Source organism: Paenibacillus sp. 79R4 (assembly GCF_013393165.1).
GTDB lineage: Bacteria > Bacillota > Bacilli > Paenibacillales > Paenibacillaceae > Fontibacillus.
Genome location: NZ_QJOT01000004.1, coordinates 60670 through 82822, shown reverse-complemented (window position 1 = coordinate 82822; position 22153 = coordinate 60670). Strand labels below are relative to the sequence as shown.

The 22153-nt window shown below is 48.6% G+C and carries 18 protein-coding genes; 16 read left to right on the top strand and 2 right to left on the bottom strand.

Annotated features, from left to right (window positions below; all coding sequences use genetic code 11):
* Positions 1–75 precede the first annotated feature (75 nt).
* Both purT and DMN77_RS06265 read left to right on the top strand, forming a co-directional pair.
* On the top strand, positions 76–1257 hold the full coding sequence (gene purT / locus DMN77_RS06270) for a formate-dependent phosphoribosylglycinamide formyltransferase (protein WP_068781659.1): 1182 nt from the start codon (positions 76–78) through the stop codon (positions 1255–1257).
* Positions 1254–1712, top strand: coding sequence for a GNAT family N-acetyltransferase (locus DMN77_RS06265; protein ID WP_068781658.1), 459 nt, complete (start codon positions 1254–1256; stop codon positions 1710–1712). The genes purT and DMN77_RS06265 overlap by 4 nt, the downstream gene beginning before the upstream one ends.
* 85 nt (positions 1713–1797) lie before the next feature.
* Here the strand turns inward: DMN77_RS06265 and DMN77_RS06260 are convergent, their stop codons facing one another.
* Entirely contained in the window at positions 1798–2388 is a 591-nt protein-coding gene (locus tag DMN77_RS06260) for a C40 family peptidase (RefSeq protein WP_306294234.1), read from the bottom strand.
* 234 nt (positions 2389–2622) lie between these two features.
* On the opposite strand from DMN77_RS06260, the gene DMN77_RS06255 reads away from it, so the two are divergent.
* From DMN77_RS06255 to gyrA, 14 genes are all read left to right on the top strand, one after another.
* Positions 2623–4284: a response regulator gene (locus DMN77_RS06255; RefSeq protein WP_179014049.1), complete on the top strand. Its 1662-nt coding sequence runs from the start codon at positions 2623–2625 to the stop codon at positions 4282–4284.
* 17 nt (positions 4285–4301) lie between these two features.
* Positions 4302–6083 carry a sensor histidine kinase gene (locus DMN77_RS06250; RefSeq protein WP_256872269.1) on the top strand — a complete coding sequence of 594 codons (1782 nt, stop codon included), beginning with the start codon at positions 4302–4304 and terminating at the stop codon, positions 6081–6083.
* A complete protein-coding gene (locus DMN77_RS06245; protein ID WP_179014046.1) occupies positions 6067–7044 on the top strand; it encodes a substrate-binding domain-containing protein in 978 nt (325 codons plus the stop codon). The genes DMN77_RS06250 and DMN77_RS06245 overlap by 17 nt, the downstream gene beginning before the upstream one ends.
* A gap of 125 nt (positions 7045–7169) precedes the next feature.
* On the top strand, positions 7170–8198 hold the full coding sequence (locus tag DMN77_RS06240; RefSeq protein ID WP_068781656.1) for a galactose ABC transporter substrate-binding protein: 1029 nt from the start codon (positions 7170–7172) through the stop codon (positions 8196–8198).
* Positions 8199–8341: 143 nt separating this feature from the next.
* Positions 8342–9853 (top strand): sugar ABC transporter ATP-binding protein, encoded by a 1512-nt coding sequence (locus DMN77_RS06235; RefSeq protein WP_068781655.1) that lies wholly within the window; start codon positions 8342–8344, stop codon positions 9851–9853.
* A 23-nt stretch (positions 9854–9876) separates the two neighbouring features.
* Positions 9877–10884: a galactose/methyl galactoside ABC transporter permease MglC gene (gene mglC, locus DMN77_RS06230; RefSeq protein ID WP_068781654.1), complete on the top strand. Its 1008-nt coding sequence runs from the start codon at positions 9877–9879 to the stop codon at positions 10882–10884.
* A gap of 225 nt (positions 10885–11109) precedes the next feature.
* A complete protein-coding gene (locus DMN77_RS06225) occupies positions 11110–11622 on the top strand; it encodes a CAP domain-containing protein (RefSeq protein ID WP_068781666.1) in 513 nt (170 codons plus the stop codon).
* Positions 11623–11762: 140 nt separating this feature from the next.
* A complete protein-coding gene (locus DMN77_RS06220; protein ID WP_179014045.1) occupies positions 11763–12317 on the top strand; it encodes a PspA/IM30 family protein in 555 nt (184 codons plus the stop codon).
* A 315-nt stretch (positions 12318–12632) separates the two neighbouring features.
* Positions 12633–12731 carry a dihydroorotate dehydrogenase gene (locus tag DMN77_RS06215; protein WP_068781651.1) on the top strand — a complete coding sequence of 33 codons (99 nt, stop codon included), beginning with the start codon at positions 12633–12635 and terminating at the stop codon, positions 12729–12731.
* A gap of 441 nt (positions 12732–13172) precedes the next feature.
* On the top strand, positions 13173–13976 hold the full coding sequence (locus DMN77_RS06210) for a GDSL-type esterase/lipase family protein (RefSeq protein ID WP_068781650.1): 804 nt from the start codon (positions 13173–13175) through the stop codon (positions 13974–13976).
* Positions 13977–13996: 20 nt separating this feature from the next.
* Positions 13997–14971 (top strand): ABC transporter ATP-binding protein, encoded by a 975-nt coding sequence (locus DMN77_RS06205; RefSeq protein WP_179014043.1) that lies wholly within the window; start codon positions 13997–13999, stop codon positions 14969–14971.
* A complete protein-coding gene (locus DMN77_RS06200; RefSeq protein ID WP_179014042.1) occupies positions 14964–15953 on the top strand; it encodes an ABC transporter permease in 990 nt (329 codons plus the stop codon). Before DMN77_RS06205 ends, DMN77_RS06200 begins: the two co-directional genes overlap by 8 nt.
* 304 nt (positions 15954–16257) lie before the next feature.
* Positions 16258–18243 (top strand): DNA topoisomerase IV subunit B, encoded by a 1986-nt coding sequence (gene parE, locus DMN77_RS06195; protein WP_068781647.1) that lies wholly within the window; start codon positions 16258–16260, stop codon positions 18241–18243.
* 13 nt (positions 18244–18256) lie between these two features.
* Entirely contained in the window at positions 18257–20689 is a 2433-nt protein-coding gene (gene gyrA, locus DMN77_RS06190; RefSeq protein ID WP_068781646.1) for a DNA gyrase subunit A, read from the top strand.
* Between the two features lie 121 nt (positions 20690–20810).
* Here gyrA and DMN77_RS06185 read toward each other — a convergent pair whose 3' ends face one another.
* Positions 20811–22025 carry an ROK family transcriptional regulator gene (locus DMN77_RS06185; RefSeq protein ID WP_068781645.1) on the bottom strand — a complete coding sequence of 405 codons (1215 nt, stop codon included), beginning with the start codon at positions 22023–22025 and terminating at the stop codon, positions 20811–20813.
* Positions 22026–22153 lie beyond the last annotated feature (128 nt).

Here is a 22153-nt window from a genome sequence, read left to right as displayed (position 1 = left end):
TTGCATTATAGGCTGGAAAACCTGAAAATAGAATCAGTAATATATTTTCATATTTTCAGGGGGGATTCTCGACTCATGTGGGGTGCTCCAGTGTCTAAATATGCCAAGAGCATCATGCTCCTTGGCGGAGGAGAATTGGGCAAAGAAGTAGTCATTGAGGCGCAGCGTCTAGGTATCCGTACGATTGTCGTTGACAGATATGAGGATGCACCGGCCATGGGTGTTGCTCAGGAATCCTATGTGCTTGATATGTTGGATGGAGAAGCGCTTAGGTCATTAATCGTTCAAGTTGCTCCGGATCTGATTGTCCCGGAGATTGAAGCGATTGCAACACCCGTGCTGGTGGAACTCGAGCAGCAAGGATATAAGGTCATTCCTACTGCCAAAGCAGCTCTGTTGACGATGGATCGTGAAGGAATACGCAGATTGGCATCCGAGGAGCTTGGATTACCTACGGCGAAATATTTGTTCGCTGACAGTCTGGAGCAGTTGCAAACAGCTGTTGGCGAGATTGGTGTGCCCTGCGTAATCAAACCGTTAATGAGCTCATCCGGCAAAGGACAGAGCGTCTGCCGTAAGGCAGAGGATGTCGAGATATGCTGGAATATGGCCCTTGAAGGCGCTCGGGCTAAGAAGATGAGAGTCATCGTAGAAGCATTTGTGCCTTTTACGAGCGAGATTACGATGTTAACCGTCCGCTCGGTATCTGGGACGATATTTTGTCCGCCCATTGGCCATATCCAGAAGGATGGGGATTATGTCGAATCGTGGCAGCCTCATTTCCTGAACGAAGAACAGCTCAAGGAAGCGCAGCAAATTGCACAAAAAATTACAGATGCGCTTGGCGGATATGGGCTATTTGGTGTAGAATTATTTGTGACGGATCATGGCATTATTTTCAGCGAAGTGTCGCCAAGACCCCATGATACGGGAATGGTGACGATGGTTACGCAGGATTTGTCAGAATTCGCGCTTCACGTAAGAGCAATTCTAGGTCTTCCGATTCCTTCGGTTCAACTACTGACGCCGGGCGCTTCAGCTACTTTAAAGGCAGATCGCGAAGGCGAAGAATTCCAGATCGCAGGAATGGAAGAAGCATTGGCATTACCGAGAACCCAGGTTCGAATGTTCGGTAAACCGCTCAGCAAGCCGGGAAGACGGATGGCTGTAGCCCTGAGTGCAGCAGAGGATGTTGAAACGGCCCGCAGCCGCGCCAAACAAGCGGCAAGTACATTAAAGGTGGTATGGTCAAATTGAGTAGTCAGGTGAGTGCTCCTGCGTTAGTTATTCGGAAGGGTTGCTGTGATGATGTCCATCATTTGCTTCCTCTGATGCGACAGCTTCGTTATCCAACAACGTTCAGCGTGCTTAAAGAGCGCCTTCGCATGTTGGAGGATAATCAACAGCATCATAGCTTGGTAGCCGAGGTGGATGGAGTGGTACGCGGTACCATCTTCCTGAAGCAGTATCAGACGCATGATATGAACCGACCTATTACCCAGATCATCGCTATGATTGTAGATGAGGATCATCGAAGCAATGGCATCGGTAAACGGCTTATGTCTGAAGCGGAATCCTGGAGCAAAGAGCGCGGGAGTTCGCAATTGTTCTTATCTGTAGCAGGCGAGAATAGCTTGTCTGCCAAATCATTCTACGAGCGCATGGGCTTCACTTGTACCGGACATCGTAGACTTAGCAAAACATTAGCATAGAAATCCATGAAGATAATGAAATGTAAACCCGGCTCCCTATTCGGAGAGCCGGGTTATTTGTCATTCTTGATGATGAAGCAGGCTGTCAGTTCGCCATATATAGATGCGTCGCCTCCATGGCTGACTCATCCAGGTACTCATAGTAGCTTTTCCTGTAAGAGACCAGGGAGCCGCGAAAAACCAGTTTCAGCATGGAGCAGGTAGACAGATCATCCGGCGTTGTTAGCGCGGCCGATTTATTGCATAGCTGCAGTCCCGCTCTCTCAAAGACAGCACTGACGAATTGGGAGCAGAAATAGGAATTCTCCCCGCCAAACTCTATATTCAGGATGACGCCCAGAATACCAAGAAAATTGTAGCTGTACAGTTCACTGTTCTCCTCGAACTGGCGCACGAAGTTTCTCATTTTGATATAAGTAGCTTCACTAACCGTGCAGCTATACACCGCACATGTTGCCCGCTCAAAGATCCCTGAATATATATCTTCCTTCACGAATCCGCCAATAAGCGGAATCAGGGGATGCTTCCTCCCGAAACTGTACATTTCTCTTAATTCCGGATCAAAAGCTATGGAAGCGTGATTATAAGGGGCTTTCGTATATATACCGATCATTTTCGTCACAATGGTTTTCGGATTGCTTAGTAAGATGTAGATTTGCTTCGTGTTATTCATCATTTTTCAACCGCCATTTTCTATTTAATTAGTTAGCTATTTACAAATGATGTATCCATTTGATATTACCATGGTAATCGTTTCCGGGGAATAGCGAAATAGTCCGGAGACGGAAATTAAAACTAGACTAAGGTCGTAATTGAATAAGGAATCCACTAATTTACTTTTATGGGTGAGTACGATAAAATCGATGGCAATCAAGTATTACCTCTATATAAAGAGAAAGCGGGAGATTACATGTATAAGTTAATCTTGGCTGATGATGAAGTCGATGTAAGGGAGGGATTATTGGAGCTCATTGATTGGGAGAGTATCGGGTATAAGGTTGTTGACACAGCTGAAAATGGTAGAGAAGCTGCTGAAATGATAGATAAGCATATGCCTGACGTTGTCGTTACGGATATCCAGATGCCTTTTATGGATGGATTGCAGTTAACGGAATGGATTCGGCAGGTGCATCCTACCATTAAAGTAATTATTCTGACAGGCTATGAGCAATTTGACTATGCTAAACAGGCTATCCGGCTGGATGTCACCGAGTATGTGCTGAAGCCGTTCTCTTCGGAGGAGCTTGCGGATATACTTTGGAAGGTCAAAATGGAAATTGATGAAGAGCTGAAGATGCGGAAGAACATCCAGACATTAACCGAATACTATCATCGCAATTTGCCTGTATTGCAGCGGTTGTTCTTATCTTCTCTAGTATCCAGACCGCTATCCGAGCAAGAGATTGCAGACAAATGTCGGAGTTATGCTCTGCAGTTGGAAGGGCAAATGTACGTCGTCTCGATTATCCGGCTTGACCCAACGGTTCGCTTGGATCGGGCAGGTGGTGTGGATGAACAGGCTGCGGTGGAATCGATCCTGCCGCGTGATACCGATGACCAGCAGTTAGAGTTGTTTGCGGTACTGAACATTGTTGACGAGATCATCCGTGAGCATCCTCGCGATCAGGCGTTTATTTATCATGATGATGTTGTGCTGTTAAGTGTATATGACGATCCAAATCCTGATCGAGTTATCGACATAACATTGAATCTATTGGAAGAAATGAGATTCAGTATTGAGAGATACCTTAAGCTCTGCACGACGATTGGGGTCGGGACGGCCTGCACGTCCTTGTCTAATTGTTACTACTCTTATAAAGAAGCCATACATGCGCTCGATTATCGTCTTGTGCTCGGCGGGAATAAGATAATTTATATCGGTGATGTGGAAGCTCCTGAAGAGAAAGTGTTTGAATTCGATGAATTGAAGGAACAGGAATTAATACGCTGCTTGAAGTTTGGCAGTGATGAGGAGCTGGGACTGCTGCTGGAGCAGCTGTTCAGAAATCTTTTGGACTGTCGGAAATCCCTTCAGGATTTTCAACTGCGTCTATTGGTCATATTGACCGCGGTGATCAAGGCGGCAAATGATATACATATTGATTTTGAAAGATTATTTGGAGAAGGCGGGGGATTTATCAGTCAGATCTTCAGATTCACGCAAGCTGATGAGGCCCGGGGGTGGTTCATCGATATATGTATGAAGCTGAAGCGGATGATATCGAGTCAAAGGCAGACCAGCTATAACCTGCTCGTGGATCAAGCCAAAGCATATATTATGGACCATTACTGTGATCCGGACATTTCGATTAATAAAGTTTGCGCCTGTTTACATATTAGCTCAGGGTATTTCAGTAATATTTTCAAACGAGAGACGAAGCTTACTTTTGTGAATTACTTGCAGAATGTACGCATGGAGGCGGCCAAAAATCTGCTGGCCTCCACGGACAAAAAATCATTTGAGATCGCCGAGCTGGTGGGATTTTCGGACCCGAATTATTTCAGCTTCTGTTTTCGCAAGAAATACGGTCTGTCTCCTAAAGAATACCGGAATGGGGCCAAGATCGTATGAAGTCCTGGCGGCGTGCAATGACACGCTTTTTGCGAGGCTTCCACCTGCATAACATCCAAGTCCTGCTCTCGGCTTCTTCCATTATCGTGACAGTGCTCGTTGTTGTGCTGGCAAGTCTAATGCTGTTCAATCGCTTCTCTAACGTTGCTGAGGAGAATGCCTACCTGAACCTGAAGCAGATCGTGGAGCAGGTGAATTCAAATTTGGAACTATATGTCAGCGGAATGCAGGACATTTTTGAAGTAACTCAGAACAAAATCGATCAAGTTTCTGAGGTATCTTCGAATCAGCAACTGGGAGAACAGATGGAGACGATATTGAGTACACGGGAGGATCTCGTCTCTATTGCGCTGTTTACGACAGACGGGGTGTTGGTGAACAGCGTCCCGGCGCAGCCGATGCGCAAAAATACACGACTGACAAAGCAAGCGTGGTTCGAATCAGCGCTTCTCGCTCCGGGCACGCTGCAATTTACGCCTCCGCATATTCAGAACCTGTTCAAGAACGATTACCGCTGGGTCGTCTCGATGAGTAAAATGATAGATTACAAGGATGAATCGGGAGTCAAGCACGGAATTCTAGTTATCGATTTCAATTTCCGGACGATCGATCAACTAAGCCAGCGCGTGAGCCTGGGGAAGAACGGTTACGTCTATATCATCGATGGCATCGGCAATATCGTCTATCATCCTCAGCAGCAGCTCATCTATGCCGGTTTGAAATATGAGAATTTGGAACCAGTGCTGAATTACAAGTACGGCAGTTATCTGGATGAACAAAATGGGGAGCAGCGAATCATTACCATTCAGACGGTCAAAACCGCAGGCTGGAAAATCATAGGCGTCGCTTATGCAGATGAGTTCTTGGGCACGAAGAAGGAACTAGCGGACTTTTTATACCAATTCTTACTTGTCTCAATTTTGATTATCCTGATCATTAACATCTATGTCTCGGCGACGATATCCAAACCGATCCGGCGTCTGGAGCAGTCCGTCAAGCGGGTGGAGAAAGGTGATTTCACACCGCAAATTTCCGTAAGCGGAGTCTATGAGGTCGAGCAGCTGTCAAAGCGCTTCAATCTGATGTTGCGCCGGATTCGTGAGTTGATGGATCAGATTATCCGGGAGCAGGAAGCAAAGCGCAAGAGCGAATTCGATGTGCTGCAATCGCAGATTAACCCTCATTTTCTGTACAATACGTTGAATTCGATTACAAGAATGGCTGAAATGGGTCGCAATCAAGAGGTAGTAACAACCATTACCTCACTGTCCCGCTTCTTTCGCCTTAGCTTAAGCAAGGGCAAGCCGATCATTACAGTCAAGGATGAGCTGGAGCATATCAGGCATTATTTGATTATTCAATCGATACGATTTAAGAATAAGTTTCATTATGTTATCGAAGCCGAAGAAGAGGTGATGGATTGCCTAACCTTGAAGCTGATTCTGCAGCCGCTCGTCGAGAATGCGATTCATCATGGAATTGAGAACTCGGTGGAGGACGGAATGATCGAGATCAAAGCGCAATTGCAAGGCGAGTGGCTTCAATTCATTATTCGTGATAATGGCATCGGAATGACACAAGCGCGGCTCGCCAAGCTGTTAACAGGTGATATCCGCAGCGAGAGCGGTTCCGGAGTGGGCGTGTACAATGTGCAGGAGCGAATTCAGCTCTACTATGGACATCCTTATGGACTGCATTACGAGAGTGAGCCTGAGGAAGGGACTACGGTCACGGTGACACTTCCGGTACATCGCGCTCCAGGTCAGGTTGAGGGGGAAGAAAATGAGATCGGGAAATAGCTTGCTGAAGGGGCTGGCGCTGGCCCTTAGTCTGCTGGCGCTTGCGTCCTGTGCGCCTACAGGGAGTACCCCTGGAAGCGATAAACCGTTAACGATTGATATGATCGTCAAGATGGATCGCGGGGATTACTGGAACACGATACGTATGGGTGCCGAGGTGGCAGCCAAGGAGTATAATGTAGAGCTGAATTTTTTGGCCCCAACTCAGGAAAACGATTACAGGCAGCAAATCGAGCTGATGCAGGAGTCCATTGTTCGAAGGCCGGATGCGATTGTGTTGGCCGCTAGCGATTATGAGGCGCTGGGACAGGTGACGGATCAGACGTCCTATTATAATATTCCTGTCATTTCTATGGATTCGGAGGTCGCTTCGACGAAAGTAAAAACTTATGTCGGGACGAACAATTATGAAGCCGGACAAGCAGCGGCCAAACGCCTTAGCGAATTAACGGGGGGGCGAGGGGAGATCGGCATCATTAATTTTGTGAAGGGAGCGCGCAGTACCGATGAACGGGAAGAAGGCTTCCTCGACTATATGGCCCGCTTCCCTGAAATTCAGGTCATGGATATCGTCTACAGCGGTTCGGATGAGACCTTGGCGTATGATCTTACCCGTAAAATGCTTCAGCTCCATCCAAGATTGAACGGGATCGTCTCGCTTAGCGCGGAATCCTCGATCGGTGCGGGATTAGCCGTGGAGGATATGGGGTATAGCGGCATTGTAAATATGATCGCCTTCGATAATCCGTCCGAAATGCTGGAGCTGCTGCAGGATGGGACGATCCAGGCGATGGTGGTGCAAAATCCGTTTAATAATGGCTATATGGCGGTATATGCTGCAGTACAGGCGGCACACGGCGCCAAGCTTAGCGACAAAATTCCCACGGATGTGAAATTGATTGATCTCGATAATATGCTCTGGCCGGAAAATCAGAAGCTGATGTTTCCTTTTGTAAAATAGAGGTCGTCCTGAAGTCATTAGAATTTTGATATAAAAGCGCAGTTTTCTTAATTCGAAAGTGCCGCTTAATCCAGCATAATGTAAACGTATTCATATAAGGAAGCTCAACAAGGAGGTCAATAGGCATGAAAAAAATGATGTCCGTCATGCTCGGATTCGCACTGCTCGGAGCAGTAATGGCTGGCTGCAACAGCGGCTCCGGCGGGGGAAGCGGCAGCGGAGATACGCCGAAGGTCGGCGTAGCCATCTACAAGTTCGATGATACCTTTATGACAGGAGTGCGCAATGCGATCGAGAAGAATGCCAAAGGCATCGCTCAGGTTGATATTGTCGACAGTCAGAACTCACAGCCGACGCAGAATGATAAGATTGATTTGTTCCTGACGAAGAAGACCAAAGCGCTGATCGTGAATCCGGTGGATCGTACTGCGGCAGGTGTCATTATCGATAAGGCCAAAGGCAAGGATGTTCCGGTTGTGTTCTTGAATCGCGAGCCTCTTCCGGAGGATATGAAGAAATGGGATAAGGTTTATTATGTAGGCGCAAGAGCCGAGGAATCGGGAACATTGTCCGGGCAAATCATCGCGGATTATTGGAAGTCTCATCCTGAAGCCGATAAGAATGGCGATGGGGTCCTGCAATACGTCATGTTAAAAGGTGAACCGGGGCATCAGGATGCTGAGCTTCGTACGCAGTATTCCATTCAGGCTTTGGAGGATGCGGGAATCAAGGTTGAGAAATTGCAAGAGGATACGGCGATGTGGGATCGGGTCAAAGGCCAGGAGAAGATGGCGGCCTTCCTGGCGGCCAAAGGCGACAGTATCGAAGCGGTATTCGCCAACAATGATGATATGGCATTAGGGGCAATTGAAGCCTTGAAGGCAGCGGGTTATTTCAATGGGGATAAATATATGCCGGTTGTCGGCGTAGATGCGACGGCTCCTGCAATTCAGGCCTTGGAGCAAGGTACATTGCTTGGCACGGTGCTAAACGATGCGGAGAACCAAGGTAAAGCTTCGATTAAGATCGCTTCGCTCTTGGCCCAGGGCCAAGAAGTTAATCTGGATAGCGTAGGTTATGAAATTACGGACAATCAGTATGTCTGGATTCCTTATCAAAAGGTGACAAAAGAAAACGCAGCAAATTTCAAATAAGCGGCTTGATTGGCAATCGTCTGTCTCGCGATTCTTGGAAGGTTCGTAGCCGAAAGGTGCGAACCTTTCATATTTAGCAAGCAGAATGCTCGAAAAACCTAGCTGCGCCTCTATGCGGAACAGTAAAATAGGAGGCTGACATAATGACAAATCAGCAGTATCTACTTGAATTGAAACGGATATCCAAGGAATTTCCCGGTGTCAAAGCGCTCGATAACGTTAGCTTGCAGGTCAGGCCGGGAACGGTTCATGCGCTGATGGGAGAGAACGGGGCAGGAAAGTCAACCTTAATGAAATGCCTGTTCGGCATCTACAAGGCGGATGAAGGCGAAATTTATTTGGACGGGCAGAAGGTAGACATTAATCATTCGCGTGACGCACTTGAAATGGGCATCTCGATGATCCATCAGGAACTTCATCCGGTGCCGTTCCGCAGTGTGATGGAGAATATTTGGCTTGGGCGCTTCCCATCCAAGGGATTCTGGCCCTTGCGGTTTATAGACCATACAAAAATGTACCGGAATACCGAAGAATTGTTCGAGCAACTGGATATCCCTATTAAACCGGATACGATCGTGGGGAAGCTGTCTGTCTCGCAAATTCAGTCCATTGAAATAGCTAAGGCCGTCTCCTTTCATTCCAGAATTATCGTCATGGACGAACCAACATCATCTTTAACCAGCGTTGAGGTGGAGCATTTATTTAAGATTATTCAGGAGTTAAAGAGCAGAGGCGTATCGATTATATATATCTCCCACAAGATGGAGGAAATTTTGAGGATTTCCGATGAAGTCACCATTATGCGCGATGGCAAAAAAATAGGCACCTGGCCTGCGGCAGAGCTGACGACCGACCTGATTATTTCCAAAATGGTAGGTCGTGACCTGACGCAGCGTTTTCCGCAGCGGCATAATGTTCCGAACGGGGTTGTGCTTAAGGTGGAAGGGCTAACCTCTATTCACCCTAAATCCTTCAACAATGTTTCCTTTGAGCTGCGAAAAGGAGAGATCCTCGGAATTGGCGGATTAGTGGGAGCGCAGCGGACGGAACTCATCGAGGCATTATTTGGCCTGCGTGAGATTCAGTCCGGATCGATCTGGATCAATGACAAGCATGTACGCATCAAGAGCCCGGCTGCCGCCAAGCGGTATGGGCTGGCGCTGTTGACCGAGGAGAGGCGCACGACAGGCATCTTTCCGGTACTGTCAGTGCATGAGAACGCGGCGATTGCCAATATGCGCAAATATATTCGGCCCTATGGGCTGCTGAATGAACGGAAGAAACGCGATGAGGTCAATCAGGTAGTGGAGAAATTGCGCACCAAGACGCCTTCTCCGAAGACGCTGATTATGAATTTATCCGGGGGCAATCAACAGAAGGTGCTGCTTGCCAGATGGCTGTTAACCAGCCCGGAAATTTTGCTGCTTGATGAACCGACGCGAGGAATCGATGTTGGTGCCAAGTATGAGATTTATACGATCATTGCCGATCTGGCAAAGCAGGGCAAGAGCATCATTATGATCTCATCGGAAATGCCGGAGCTTCTTGGCATGTCCGACCGCATCATGGTGATGTCGGAGGGGAAGATCACGGGCATTTTGGATGGTCAGGAAGCCTCGGAAGAGGAAATTATGCGACTAGCCGCTCAGCATTAGAGTCCGAGAAGGAGAGAATAGGAATGAATATCAAGAAAACTCAGAGCTTTATAACAGAGAACGCGATCTATATTGTACTGGTTGTACTGGTGATCGCAATTGCCGTTTATGACCCCCATTTTATCGGTTTTAACACGCTCCGCGATATTCTGATTCAATCTTCGACCCGGGTCATTATCGCGTTAGGTGTCGCCTTCATTCTGATTACGGGCGGGACCGATCTGTCGGCGGGACGGATGGTCGGTTTGACTGCGGTCATATCGGCTTCGATGCTGCAGGAGCCGGATTATGCACGTCGCTTCTTCCCTGATCTTCCGCAGCTCTGGCTGTTCATCCCGATCCTGATCGCGATATTTGTAGGCGTTATCTTTGGCTTGATTAATGGAGTCATCGTCTCCAAGTTCAAGGTTCCTCCTTTTATTGCTACTTTGGGAACGATGGTGGCAATATACGGGATCAACTCTTTGTATTTCGATACGGAGCCGAATAATTCACAGCCGATCGGCGGACTTCGCGACGATTTTACGACGCTTGGATCAGGCAGCTTCGGTAAAGGAGACTTATCCTTGCCCTACATCGTTATTTTTGCGGTTGCTATCTGTTTTATTGTGTGGGTTCTGTTCAACAAGACCCGGTTGGGTAAAAATATGTATGCGATTGGCGGAAATATGCAAGCTGCAAAAGTATCCGGGATAAATGTAGTGCTGACGCTAATCCTTATTTATTCGATCGCAGGCGCTTTGTATGGCACTGCTGGCGTGCTGGAAGCCGCTAGAACCGGCGGGGCAACGAATAACTACGGGAATATGTACGAGCTTGATGCGATCGCTGCCTGTGTCGTTGGCGGCGTATCAACAACAGGCGGAATCGGTACTGTTCCTGGCGTCATGGCCGGGGTATTGATCTTTACGGTCATCAATTACGGTCTGACCTTCATCGGGGTAGGCCCTTACTGGCAGCAAATTATTAAAGGCGCTATCATCGTGACCGCGGTTGCATTTGATATGCGGAAATATGCGGCCAAGCGCTGATGCTATTATATTCTTGTTATCGATAAGTCTTAACAGAGAGGAATGGGGAAATCCCCTGAGCTGTTGGCAACAACAAGCAGGGGATTTTCATGTTTGGGGGATATGGAAGCTCGGCATATATTTCCATCAAATTCCCATGCAAGGAAAGGACAAGCATGGTAAAATTAGAGAGACTATTTTCCAGATTGCTTATCGTGCTGAGGAGGGGATGTATCATTGAAGAAAATGAAGATGAAGACCGCAAAATTGGGATTGATATTCTCCGTATTAGCAGTGTCACTGGCAGCTATTCCTGCTGGGCATGGAACGGCAAGTGCGGCTGCTGCAAGCAAAAGCAAAAGTATGGCGGCAGTATATGCGCAGGTTCAGGCGGAACGGGCTGCACAGGTTGTAGCGCTAGTTAATAAAGAACGGACTTCGGCAGGGCTGAAGCCTTTGATTGTACACACGAATTTATCGAAGATGGCCAAGGACAAAGCAATGGATATGTTCAGGAGCGGTTATTTTGACCATACTTCGCCGAAATATGGTTCTCCATTTGATATGATGGATGCGTATCACATTACTTATCTCTACGCAGGCGAGAATATTGCCAAAGGACAGCGCTCGGCTGAAGAGGTCGTGAAGGATTGGATGAACAGTCCCGGCCATCGCGCCAACATCTTGAATCCCAAATATACGCTGATCGGCGTAGGTTATTATAACGGGTTTTGGGTTCAGGAGTTTATAGGCAAATAGGCTGTAAACTTGCTCTCATAAAGACAGAATATAAAAAAAGGGGCCGTGGCGGATGTTACGGTTCTTTATTATGCCATTTACCGCTTGGAATCTGCATACATATCAGAGGAGGATAACTTAAGGCAGGGAGGAACTGACGAATGTCATTTTTCAAGCGGGAACAGAATATGACAAATTCAGATTACGGCATCACAAGCCGTGAGGCGGTTGATCTGAAGCAGCTTGCCAATAAGTGTATGGATGGGGATTATTCAAGCGGAGAGGCAGAGGCGGGGGATGAAGTTCTTCTGCAGCTGCAGGTGCAATTGGATGATACGGAGAGAGAGCTGGCTGAACGGATCGCTCTGGAGAGGAAGTTCAAGCAGCTCTATGTCGAGCAGCAGGCCTACGTCAATAGACGTATTCGCCAAGCCCATATGGCAGCCATTGCTTATCAGGAGGATTATGCTCGTCGTGCGCTGTCTGAGAAGAGGTCGGCTGAAGCAAAAATGAAGGAATATTTGGCGAGCTACGAGCTGTATAAAGCGGAGGCGGAGCAGCTTCGCAATCAATTCGCCCACTTGCTGGGCCAGCTTGAAACCGTGGAGCAGGAGCGGCGACAACCGGGGGGCCGGACAGAATATGGTGACGGATCGGTGTCTATGCCGGGCAGTCAAAGCTCTTTAAGCGGCACCGGTTATAAGGACGGAGGGTAGGACCATTCATAAATATGAGCAAAGCAGGCCTGGGAAGCGATTCTCAGGCTTTTATGTGGAGTTGCGGAACAGGGTGTGGTATGTGCGTTCTGACCGATAGATGACACAGGAGCTGACTATGAATCTGGCTATTTTGCCAGGCCCGCCTGCAGCTCCTGGTATTATTTCAAATCCATCCAAATCCAATAGACGTGGGTATAACTTGTAGTACAAGTATCCGATAAATAGACTTTATCATTGAGCAAGCAGTCCAATCTGTTAATGGGAAAAATGAATAGGATGGTGTGTACTCTAAATGTAAGGAGGTATGTACACATGGGTGAAGTCCTGGGTGGTGGATTATTTACATCAACTGCAGCGATTTTGGTTCTGTTCATTTTGCTGGTTATCATTACTAGAGCTTTTGTATTTTAATTGATTCCTCTAACTATCAGCTTCCACATTCAATAGTTGAAGATGATATGTAAATACTCTGCCCATACCGCCGCGCAATTTGATAGAATCCGTATAAAAGAAGCGACTGACCTGACTGGTTGGTGGCTTCTTTTTTTCTGCATTTATAAATGAATCTCATCTCCGTTAACCGGGCCATTATTCCAGTAAATTGGCAGTGGATTAGAATAGATGATATTATGGGTGCTATCAGAGTGTTCCGGCGATCATAAAAAATCACATTCTCGTCAACAATGAATGATCCTAGAGGGTCAATTTTTATTTCAATTGTTTAATAAATAGGATAAACTCAATAAAAATGAACATACACGAGCTCCTGCGGCTATACCTGTGATAGAAGTTGGTTAGATTAATTAAAGGATAGGGTCAGGGATTCGGACACAACACAGGAGGAAGACGACCATGAACAAAACGTCGCGAATATGGCTAGTTACGGGCCTGCTCTCGGCGGTATCAACATTGCTGCTTATTGTTGGATTCATATATGCCGTCTATGATATGACGGCTCCGGCAAGCGAGGCAAGTAAGGTCAAGCCCGACAGCAGCTTACAAATGTCTGTCACGGCAGCGCCGTTTGATATCACTTCCATTGGCGATTCGCTCGCCAAAGGTACCGGGGACGATACAGGCAACGGATTTGCACGCAGAACGGTGCAGTTATTATCGAAGCAGGGCAAGTCATCCAAATTAGTGAACAATCTCGGCATCAACGGGCTGACAACGAAGGCGCTGCTGCCGATGCTTGATGAACCAGGGGTCCAATACGGCCTCAAGCAGGCCGGAATCATTATTCTGTCGATCGGCGGGAATGATTTGTTCGCAGGAGCTCAGAGCTATCAGAGCAGCGGGGAACTTCCGACCGAAGCGGAGATGGAGGCCGCGGTAAAGACATCGGGTGAAAATTTTAGGAAGATCGTTAGCAAGCTGAAGCAGATTAATCCCGATGCACAGCTGGTGTATGTTGGCTTATACAATCCCTTTGCCGATTTGAAGGACATGAAGAAGGCTGGGGATCAAGCGGTGGCGAATTGGAATCTGAATGTATTGGATACAATGAATCAGTATCCGGACACGATTGTTATTCCAACCTATGATCTATTTACGAGCAACCTGGATCGCTATTTATCGGGTGATCATTTCCATCCGAATGGCGACGGCTACCAGAGGATCGCAGAGCGGATTGTACAGAGCATCGCGCTGAACTAGGTTAAGGAGGCGAAAATGCGATGCATCATCAAACGAAGACAAATGATGAGATTATTTTGTCGGTGGAGCATTTGAAGAAGCGGATCGGCAAGCGCTGGATCGTGCAGGATGTATCCTTCGAGGTGAAAGCCGGAGAGATTTTTGGATTTCTCGGGCCAAACGGAGCGGGCAAGACAACGACGATTCGCATGCTGGTTGATCTGATTCGTCCGACTGAAGGGCATGTAGCGATCTGCGGATTCGATGTGCAGAAGGATCCGGAGCGTGCGCTTAGCCTGGTGGGGTCCATCGTGGAGAATCCGGAGGTATATACATACCTGACGGGCTGGGAGAACCTGGAGCAATTCGCCCGGATGATGCCGGGAATCGATGCGGCGAGGATTCAGGAGGTTGCTGATCTGGTTGGACTCGACCAGCGGATTCATGATAAGGTGCGGACGTATTCGCTCGGAATGCGGCAGCGACTTGGAATCGCCCAGGCGCTGCTCGGCAGACCTAAGCTGCTTATTCTGGATGAGCCGACGAATGGTCTTGATCCGAAAGGGATTAAGGAAATGCGCAACTTTATCCGCCTCCTGGCGAAGGAAGGGCTGGCCGTGTTCGTCTCAAGCCATCTGCTTAGTGAAATTCAAGTACTCTGTGATCGTGTGGCGATTATAAGCCGCGGTCGGGCTCTTGAAGTCGGCGCTGTTCATGAACTGCTTGACTCGAGAACAGGGTATGTGGTCTGGGAGCTGGAGCCGTCTTCTGCAGGAGAGGCGATGCTGTCTGACCTTGGAATCAGCATCGTTAGAAATGTGGACGAGGTGCTGGATGATGCGATCCTTGCCGGATTTGGCGGCGAGGCGCTCGTAACCCAGATGCAGGTGGACCAAATTGCGGATATCGTGCCTCGGCTCGTAAGTTCCGGGCTTCAGGTCCGTTCCGTTCAGAAGGTAATTCCAACGCTGGAACAATTGTTCCTTGAGATGACGGATGGTGAGGGTGTTGAATAATCTGATGCTGTTAGTTAAGAATGAGACGATCAAAATGATCAAGAAGAAGCGATTTTACGTCGTTCTGTTGGTGCTGCTCGTTCTTGTCCCGATGTTCACCTATGCCCAGATGCGTGAAGCATCTGCCAAGCGGGAGAAATTCGGTGCAGACTGGCGCCGGGAAGTCCAGCAGGCGATTACGGATAATCAAAATTCACTCGGCAGCGACCGCGTGCCTGAGGAGTGGAAAAAATACCGCAAAATATATATCGAGCAGATGAAATATTATCTTGAGCATGATGTGAATCCCATCCAGGCTGGCGGTGTATCGTTCACCCGTGAATTTCTGGATAACGCATCTACGTTGTTCATTCCTCTCCTGATCATGGGTGTCGGGTCAGACATTGTATCCTCTGAGCGAACAGCGGGGACAATCAAGATGCTGCTTACCAGGCCGGTGCGAAGGTGGAAAATCCTGCTCAGCAAGTTAATTACGTTGATCATGTTCGTCTCGTTGATCATCCTGTCTACGCTGCTCGTATGTTACTTAATATCCGGAATATTTTTTGGCTATGGCGGATTTCAGCTTCCGGTATTCAGCGGTTTCCAGCTGCATGGCAGCGAAGTGGATATGTCCAATGTTCATGCTGTACCGCAGTGGAAATATATCTGTATGCAGGCCGGGCTGATCTGGTTCGTTGGAATTGTAGTAGCGATGCTGGCCTTCATGGTATCTGTGCTCGTACGCAGCACTGCCGCGAGTATTGTCATTATGATGGCCGCGCTGATTGCCGGCAATATTCTCAGCAGTATGGCATCAGCCTGGACAAGCGCCAAATATTTGTTCATGGTCAATCTCGGTCTTACGAACTATTTATCGGGAACACCGGCTCCGATCGAGGGCATGACACTGGGCTTTTCACTCGCTGTTCTGGCGGTTTGGGCGGCTTGTTCGGCAGTCGTTTCATTCCTTGTCTTTACGAAACAGGATATCTTGAATTAAAATGGACAAGGATAACAAAACATTTGTTTGCATTTGTAGTATATTAGAGGTTGTTCAAAAAGTCCGCTTTTGATTACGTAGTCAATCAGGAAGCAGATTCTGCATCAAATTTTGAATTAAGCCGGGTCCAAGCGAATGCTTGCGAAGCGATGATTCCTGCGAAACATCTCAGGCGTTCACGTACGAACAACGTGCGCTGCGCTTTTTAATCGCTGGCTTCATTCAACTTTCTCGGCGCTGAACACCGGCCTTTTTGAACACGTATATTAAAGACTACATAACGAAAGTAAAAGGGGGAGCATGAATGGCGGAACAAATCGATTTGTTCGAAGAAGCTTCCGGTATCCGTTCCGGAAGTGAATCTTCGGGATACGACGCGGACGACATTCAAGTGCTCGAAGGGCTTGTCGCAGTACGGAAACGGCCAGGGATGTATATTGGCAGTACGAGCTCGTCGGGACTTCATCATCTGGTCTGGGAAATTGTGGATAATGCTGTCGACGAGCATTTGGCCAAATTTTGTTCCAAGATCGATATTACATTGAATAAGGATGGTTCTGTAACCATAGTAGATAATGGCCGCGGTATTCCGACTGGGATGCATAAGATCGGTGTTCCTACACCGCAGGTCGTCTATACGATCCTGCACGCTGGGGGCAAGTTCGGCGGCTCCGGTTATAAGAAATCCGGGGGGCTGCACGGGGTTGGCGCATCGGTAACCAACGCTTTATCCGAGTGGCTTGAGGTGGAGATCTACCGTGAGGGCAAAATTCACCGCATGCGGTTCGAGTACTGGGTGGATAAAAAAGGAGTCGAGCATGTCGGCGAACCGGTAACGGGTCTTGATATTATCGGCAATACGAATAAGTCCGGCACGAAGGTAACGTTCAAGCCGGATATTCGGGTGTTCCCGAATGGAATCGGCCTTAATTATGATACGCTCGCCGATCGTTTGCAGGAGATCGCTTTTCTGAACTCAGGTCTGAAAGTGACTTTGAAGGATGAGCGTTCCGACCGTTCTGACGAGTTTTTCTACGAGGGCGGTGCGAGCCAATTTGTCGAGTTCCTGAATGATGGCAAGGATGTCCTCCATGAAGTGGTTCATTTCTATGCGGAACGGGATGAGATCGAGGTTGAAGTAGCGCTGCAATATAATGTGGGCTATACGGAGACCTTGGTGTCCTTTGTGAACTCGATTCCTACGCGGGGCGGCGGTACACATGAGACTGGCTTCAAGACAGCATATACGCGTGTCATGAATGAATATGCCCGGAAGAATGCAATCCTGAAAGAGAAGGATAAAAATCTGGAGGGCAATGATCTTCGCGAAGGAATGATGGCTGTCATCAGCGTGAAGATGTCCGAGGTGGAGTTCGTCGGCCAGACGAAGGATCAGCTCGGCAGCGCTTCCGCGCGAAGTGCCGTGGAGTCTGTCGTATCCGACAAGATGGCTCTGTTCCTGGAGGAGAACCCCCAGGTCGCTCAAGTTCTGATCAAGAAGGCGGTGCAGGCCTCCAAGGCGCGGGAAGCAGCGCGCAAGGCGCGCGATGAGATGCGGAGCGGCAAGAAACGCAGCGAGAGCACGAATCTCGGCGGCAAGCTGTCTCCTGCACAGTCGAAGGACTATGCCCGCAATGAATTGTTCATTGTCGAAGGCGACTCCGCCGGTGGCTCGGCGAAGCAGGGCCGGGATTCCAAGTTTCAGGCGATTTTGCCATTGAAGGGTAAACCGATGAATCCGGAGAAAGCCAAGCTTGCCGATATTCTGAAGAACGATGAGTATCGGGCCATTATCGCGGCGATCGGTGCGGGCATCGGCACGGAATTCGCTGTCGAGGACAGCAATTATGCGAAGATTATCATTATGACGGATGCTGATACAGACGGAGCACATATTCAAGTGCTGCTGCTTACCTTCTTCTATCGTTATATGAAGCCGCTGATCGATGCCGGACGGGTCTACATTGCCCAGCCTCCGCTGTACAAGATCACGAGGCGTTCAGGCAAGCTGGAGACCGTACGTTATGCCTGGAGCGATGAGCAGCTGCAGAATTACTTGAAGGAATTTGGTAAAAACTTCGAACTGCAGCGTTATAAAGGACTCGGGGAGATGAATCCGGATCAGTTGTGGGAGACGACGATGAATCCGGAGAGCCGTACAATGCTGCAAGTGAAGATTGAGGATGCCGCGAAGGCGGAACGGCGCGTATCCACCTTGATGGGGGATAAGGTGGACCCGCGCAAGCGTTGGATCGTAGAGAACGTCGATTTTACGGAGTATGAGGAATAGAGGGTGACTTGATTTGAGTATGTTGGAGAATTTCTTACCGGCTTATTTGGAAGAGGTCGTAGGGGATCGCTTCGGTCGGTATTCCAAATATATAATTCAGGACCGTGCCATTCCTGACGTGCGCGATGGGCTCAAGCCGGTTCAGCGGCGGATACTGTATGCGATGTATGATTCGGGGAATACGCCTGACAAGCCTTACCGCAAGTCAGCCAAGACGGTCGGCGATGTGATGGGAAATTATCATCCGCACGGTGACTCCTCGATCTACGAGGGTATGGTGCGGATGGCTCAGCCTTGGAAGATGGGGCATGTGCTGGTTGACGGGCACGGCAACTGGGGTTCCCAGGATGATGACCCGGCAGCAGCGATGCGTTATACGGAGGCGCGGCTGTCGCCGATCGCTATGGAGCTGCTGCGCGATATTGAGAAGCGGACGGTTCCCTTCAAGGATAACTTTGATAACTCGACATTGGAGCCGGTGGTGCTGCCGTCCCGTTATCCTAATTTGCTTGTCAACGGGGTTAGCGGGATTTCGGCCGGGTTTGCTACGGAAATTCCGCCGCATAACCTGCGTGAGGTTATTGACGCATGTATTGCGGTTATGGAGCGGCCGGAGCTTGAACTGGAGGAGATCGCCTCCTATGTAAAAGGACCGGATTTCCCGACTGGCGGAATCATCATGGGCGAGGACGGCATCCGCGAAGCCTATCGCACCGGGAAGGGACGCATCTATTTGCGTTCCAGGACGGAAATCGAGAATATGCGCGGCGGGAAGCAGCAGATTGTCGTGACGGAGATACCGTATCAGGTTGTGAAGTCCCGTCTTGTAACGGCTATGGAAAATATTCGGCTGGAGAAAAAGGTAGACGGAATTGCCGAAGTTCGCGACGAGAGCGGACGCAACGGATTGCGAATCGTTATTGAGCTGAAGAAAGATGCGGATGCCCAGGGGATTCTGGCTTATCTGCTGAAGAAGACAGACCTGCAGGTCACTTATAATTTCAATATGGTGGCGATTGTCAACAAAGCCCCTCGCCAGCTCGGTCTGAAAGCAATCCTTGAGGCTTATATTGCTCACCAGCGTGAGGTCGTTACCTTCCGCACCCAGTATGAGCTGGATAAGCTGGAAGACCGCGCCCATGTGCTCGAAGGTCTGGTCAAGGCGTTGAATATTCTGGACGAAGTCATCGCCGCCATCAAGGCCTCGAAGAACCGTCAGGATGCGCAGAATAATCTGCAATGGATGTTCGGCTTTACAGAACGCCAGGCCGATTCCATCCTTACTTTGCAATTATACCGTTTGACAAATTTGGAAATTACGTCGCTGCAAAAAGAGCTTGACGACATCACTAAGAAAATCGCCGTATTGCGCGGGATTCTGGAGAGCGACAAGAAGCTCGTGGCCCTGATCAAAAAAGAACTGCTGGAAATTCGCGAGAAATACGGAATTGACCGCCGTTCGGAAATTCAGAGCGAGGTAGAAGAGCTTAAGGTCAATCTTGAGGTTATGGTCGCGCAGGAAGACGTGCTGGTGACCCTGTCCAATGAGGGCTATATTAAGCGGACCAGCATGCTCTCATTCACTCGTTCCGGCGGAGAGCGCAATGGCTCTGGGGTGAAGGAAGGCGACTATATCAAGCATGTGCTTGATGTGGACACACTGCAAAATATACTTATTTTCACACAGCGCGGACAATACTTCCTGCTGCCGGTGCATCAGATTCCTGAGTTCAAGTGGAAGGATAACGGGACTGCGATTGTCAACGTCATTCCGCTGGCCAAAGAGGATTCGATCATCGGTGTCATTCCGCTTAAATCGTTCGATGAAGCGGGCGTCAGCCTTGTCTTCGTAACAAAACGCGGACAAGTGAAGCGTACAGAATTGAAGGAATACGAGACGAAGCGGTCGACGGCAGTCGCTGCTTGCAAGGTAACAGATAGGGACGAAATTATTACTGTTCAGGTTAGCCGTGGCAATCAGGACATCGTTCTGTTAACGAAACAAGGAATGGCTATCCGCTTTGCCGAGAATGAAGTGAATGCGATGGGCCGTGTATCCGCTGGGGTGAAGGGCATCGGGCTGAAGGAGGACGACGAGGTCGTCAGCGCGTTATGGGTTCAAGGCGATGAAGGCGAGCTGCTTGTCATCTCCGATCTGGGTTACGCGAAGCGCAGCCTGCTGCTCGATTATCCGCTCCAGAACCGCGGTGGCAAAGGCGTTCAGACGTTTGAATTCAAGGAAGGCAAGCGCGTGAAGCCGAATGGCACCCGGATTGCAGGCGGCTTCCACTGCAAGGAACCGATCACAATCATCGCCATGACCCGGGAAGGTCAGGCATACAGCTTCAGTTCTGAAGCAACGCCGCTGGCGGATCGCAAGTCGATTGGCAAAATCATGGCCCATGTGGAGAAGCAGGATGAAATTGTGGATCTGCTGGAATCTTGATTGCCTCTAGGCAAATTATTGCTTGGATCTGCTGAATAAATAAACCTAAAGAACCTTCAAATCCGCCAAGCGCGGGAATGAAGGTTCTTTAGGTTTGTTCGCCTATACGTTTGTACCGGGATTATTTAATTTCCGTGGATGTGAAATAATCCAGGACCATGCACCCGGCTCCTTGGGCCACTATATTGTAGGCTGTAGAGGATTGCACGATCTTAACCTGACAGTTAGGATAAATAGCCACCCGTTCATGTGCAGTTCTTGAGGCTTCTTCGTAGAACAGCGGCTTAGGGACAAGCGTTCCACCGCAAATGACGATATCGGGACGCAGCATAAAGATTAGATTAGCCAGACCTATGCCAAAATAATAAGCCGCTTCCTTTACAACCTCCAGGCAAAGCGAATCCTGCCCGTCCATGGCCTCCAGAATGTGGTGAAAGTCTACCTTGTCCGCATCCATATTTTGTTGAAGCATCGATGTTTGGCCCCGCTTGAGCCGGTGAATGACTTCGTGGTGAATCGCCGGCAGGCTGCTGTAGGCTTGCAGACACCCATAGGCACCGCAGGTGCAACGCCGTCCATGTATATCGAGGATCATATGGCCCAAAGCATCATCCATCTCATTGATTTGATGGACAAGCTTGCCTTTGAGGATCATGCTGCTGCGAATCCCCATGTCGCTGGAGACAAAAACCAAACTGTCTGTTTCCTTCCAATAGTTCAAGCGGTATTCCGCCAGTGCCGCCAGGTTGGTTCCATTATCGAGAAATACAAGCGTATCATTTTTCTGCTCTAAGTATTTGACGAGGTTGAAGTCGTGCCAACCGTCTGCAGGAAATAAATGAGAATCAACGATGATGCCTCGCTCAAGATCTACCGGATCAAGGACGCCAACACCAATTCCCAGCATTTTCTCTGCGGGAATATCGTGTTTGGCCAGCAGTTCATTAATACACCGGGATACATAGTCCAATGTATATTGAGCCGTGCATTGTGAATCCATTTTCAATTTCTCTGTTCCAAGAATGGTCAAATTTAGATCGAGAAGCAGTACGGTTGTATATAAATTGGTGAGCTCTACGCCAATTAAATAGAAGGCGTCAGGCCGGATGACGTACATTAAAGGCTTACGTCCGCCGCTGGATTCTCCTAAGCCGCTATCATGAATCAGTCCCGCCTGGACAAGTTCATCCAGTAGACGGGCACAGGTGGTAGGTTTATATCCCGTCATCTCGGAAAGCGTCTTTACGCCTATCGGACCCCATTGACGAATAAAGCGATATAGAACTTTTAAGTTTTTCGTCTTTTGAGACGTGATACCGATAAATTGCCTGAGCATAATTCTTCCGAACTCCATTCTAATCATTAAATTATGAGTAGTTTACTCTATTTTGCAAAAAAGAAAAAGCAGGTGCAAGGCAATTTTTAGCTCCTTCTGACAGAAGTTGTGGCTTATATCGTAATGAG

Excerpts from the sequence above, each read along its gene's own strand:
- purT (WP_068781659.1), top strand. The coding sequence starts at position 76 with ATGTGGGGTGCTCCAGTGTCTAAATATGCCAAGAGCATCATGCTCCTT.
- DMN77_RS06260 (WP_306294234.1), bottom strand. The coding sequence starts at position 2,388 with ATGATGAATAACACGAAGCAAATCTACATCTTACTAAGCAATCCGAAA.
- DMN77_RS06255 (WP_179014049.1), top strand. The coding sequence starts at position 2,623 with ATGTATAAGTTAATCTTGGCTGATGATGAAGTCGATGTAAGGGAGGGA.
- DMN77_RS06250 (WP_256872269.1), top strand. The coding sequence starts at position 4,302 with ATGACACGCTTTTTGCGAGGCTTCCACCTGCATAACATCCAAGTCCTG.
- DMN77_RS06245 (WP_179014046.1), top strand. The coding sequence starts at position 6,067 with ATGAGATCGGGAAATAGCTTGCTGAAGGGGCTGGCGCTGGCCCTTAGT.
- DMN77_RS06240 (WP_068781656.1), top strand. The coding sequence starts at position 7,170 with ATGAAAAAAATGATGTCCGTCATGCTCGGATTCGCACTGCTCGGAGCA.
- DMN77_RS06235 (WP_068781655.1), top strand. The coding sequence starts at position 8,342 with ATGACAAATCAGCAGTATCTACTTGAATTGAAACGGATATCCAAGGAA.
- mglC (WP_068781654.1), top strand. The coding sequence starts at position 9,877 with ATGAATATCAAGAAAACTCAGAGCTTTATAACAGAGAACGCGATCTAT.
- DMN77_RS06225 (WP_068781666.1), top strand. The coding sequence starts at position 11,110 with ATGAAGATGAAGACCGCAAAATTGGGATTGATATTCTCCGTATTAGCA.
- DMN77_RS06220 (WP_179014045.1), top strand. The coding sequence starts at position 11,763 with ATGTCATTTTTCAAGCGGGAACAGAATATGACAAATTCAGATTACGGC.
- DMN77_RS06215 (WP_068781651.1), top strand. The coding sequence starts at position 12,633 with ATGGGTGAAGTCCTGGGTGGTGGATTATTTACATCAACTGCAGCGATT.
- DMN77_RS06210 (WP_068781650.1), top strand. The coding sequence starts at position 13,173 with ATGAACAAAACGTCGCGAATATGGCTAGTTACGGGCCTGCTCTCGGCG.
- DMN77_RS06205 (WP_179014043.1), top strand. The coding sequence starts at position 13,997 with ATGCATCATCAAACGAAGACAAATGATGAGATTATTTTGTCGGTGGAG.
- parE (WP_068781647.1), top strand. The coding sequence starts at position 16,258 with ATGGCGGAACAAATCGATTTGTTCGAAGAAGCTTCCGGTATCCGTTCC.
- DMN77_RS06185 (WP_068781645.1), bottom strand. The coding sequence starts at position 22,025 with ATGCTCAGGCAATTTATCGGTATCACGTCTCAAAAGACGAAAAACTTA.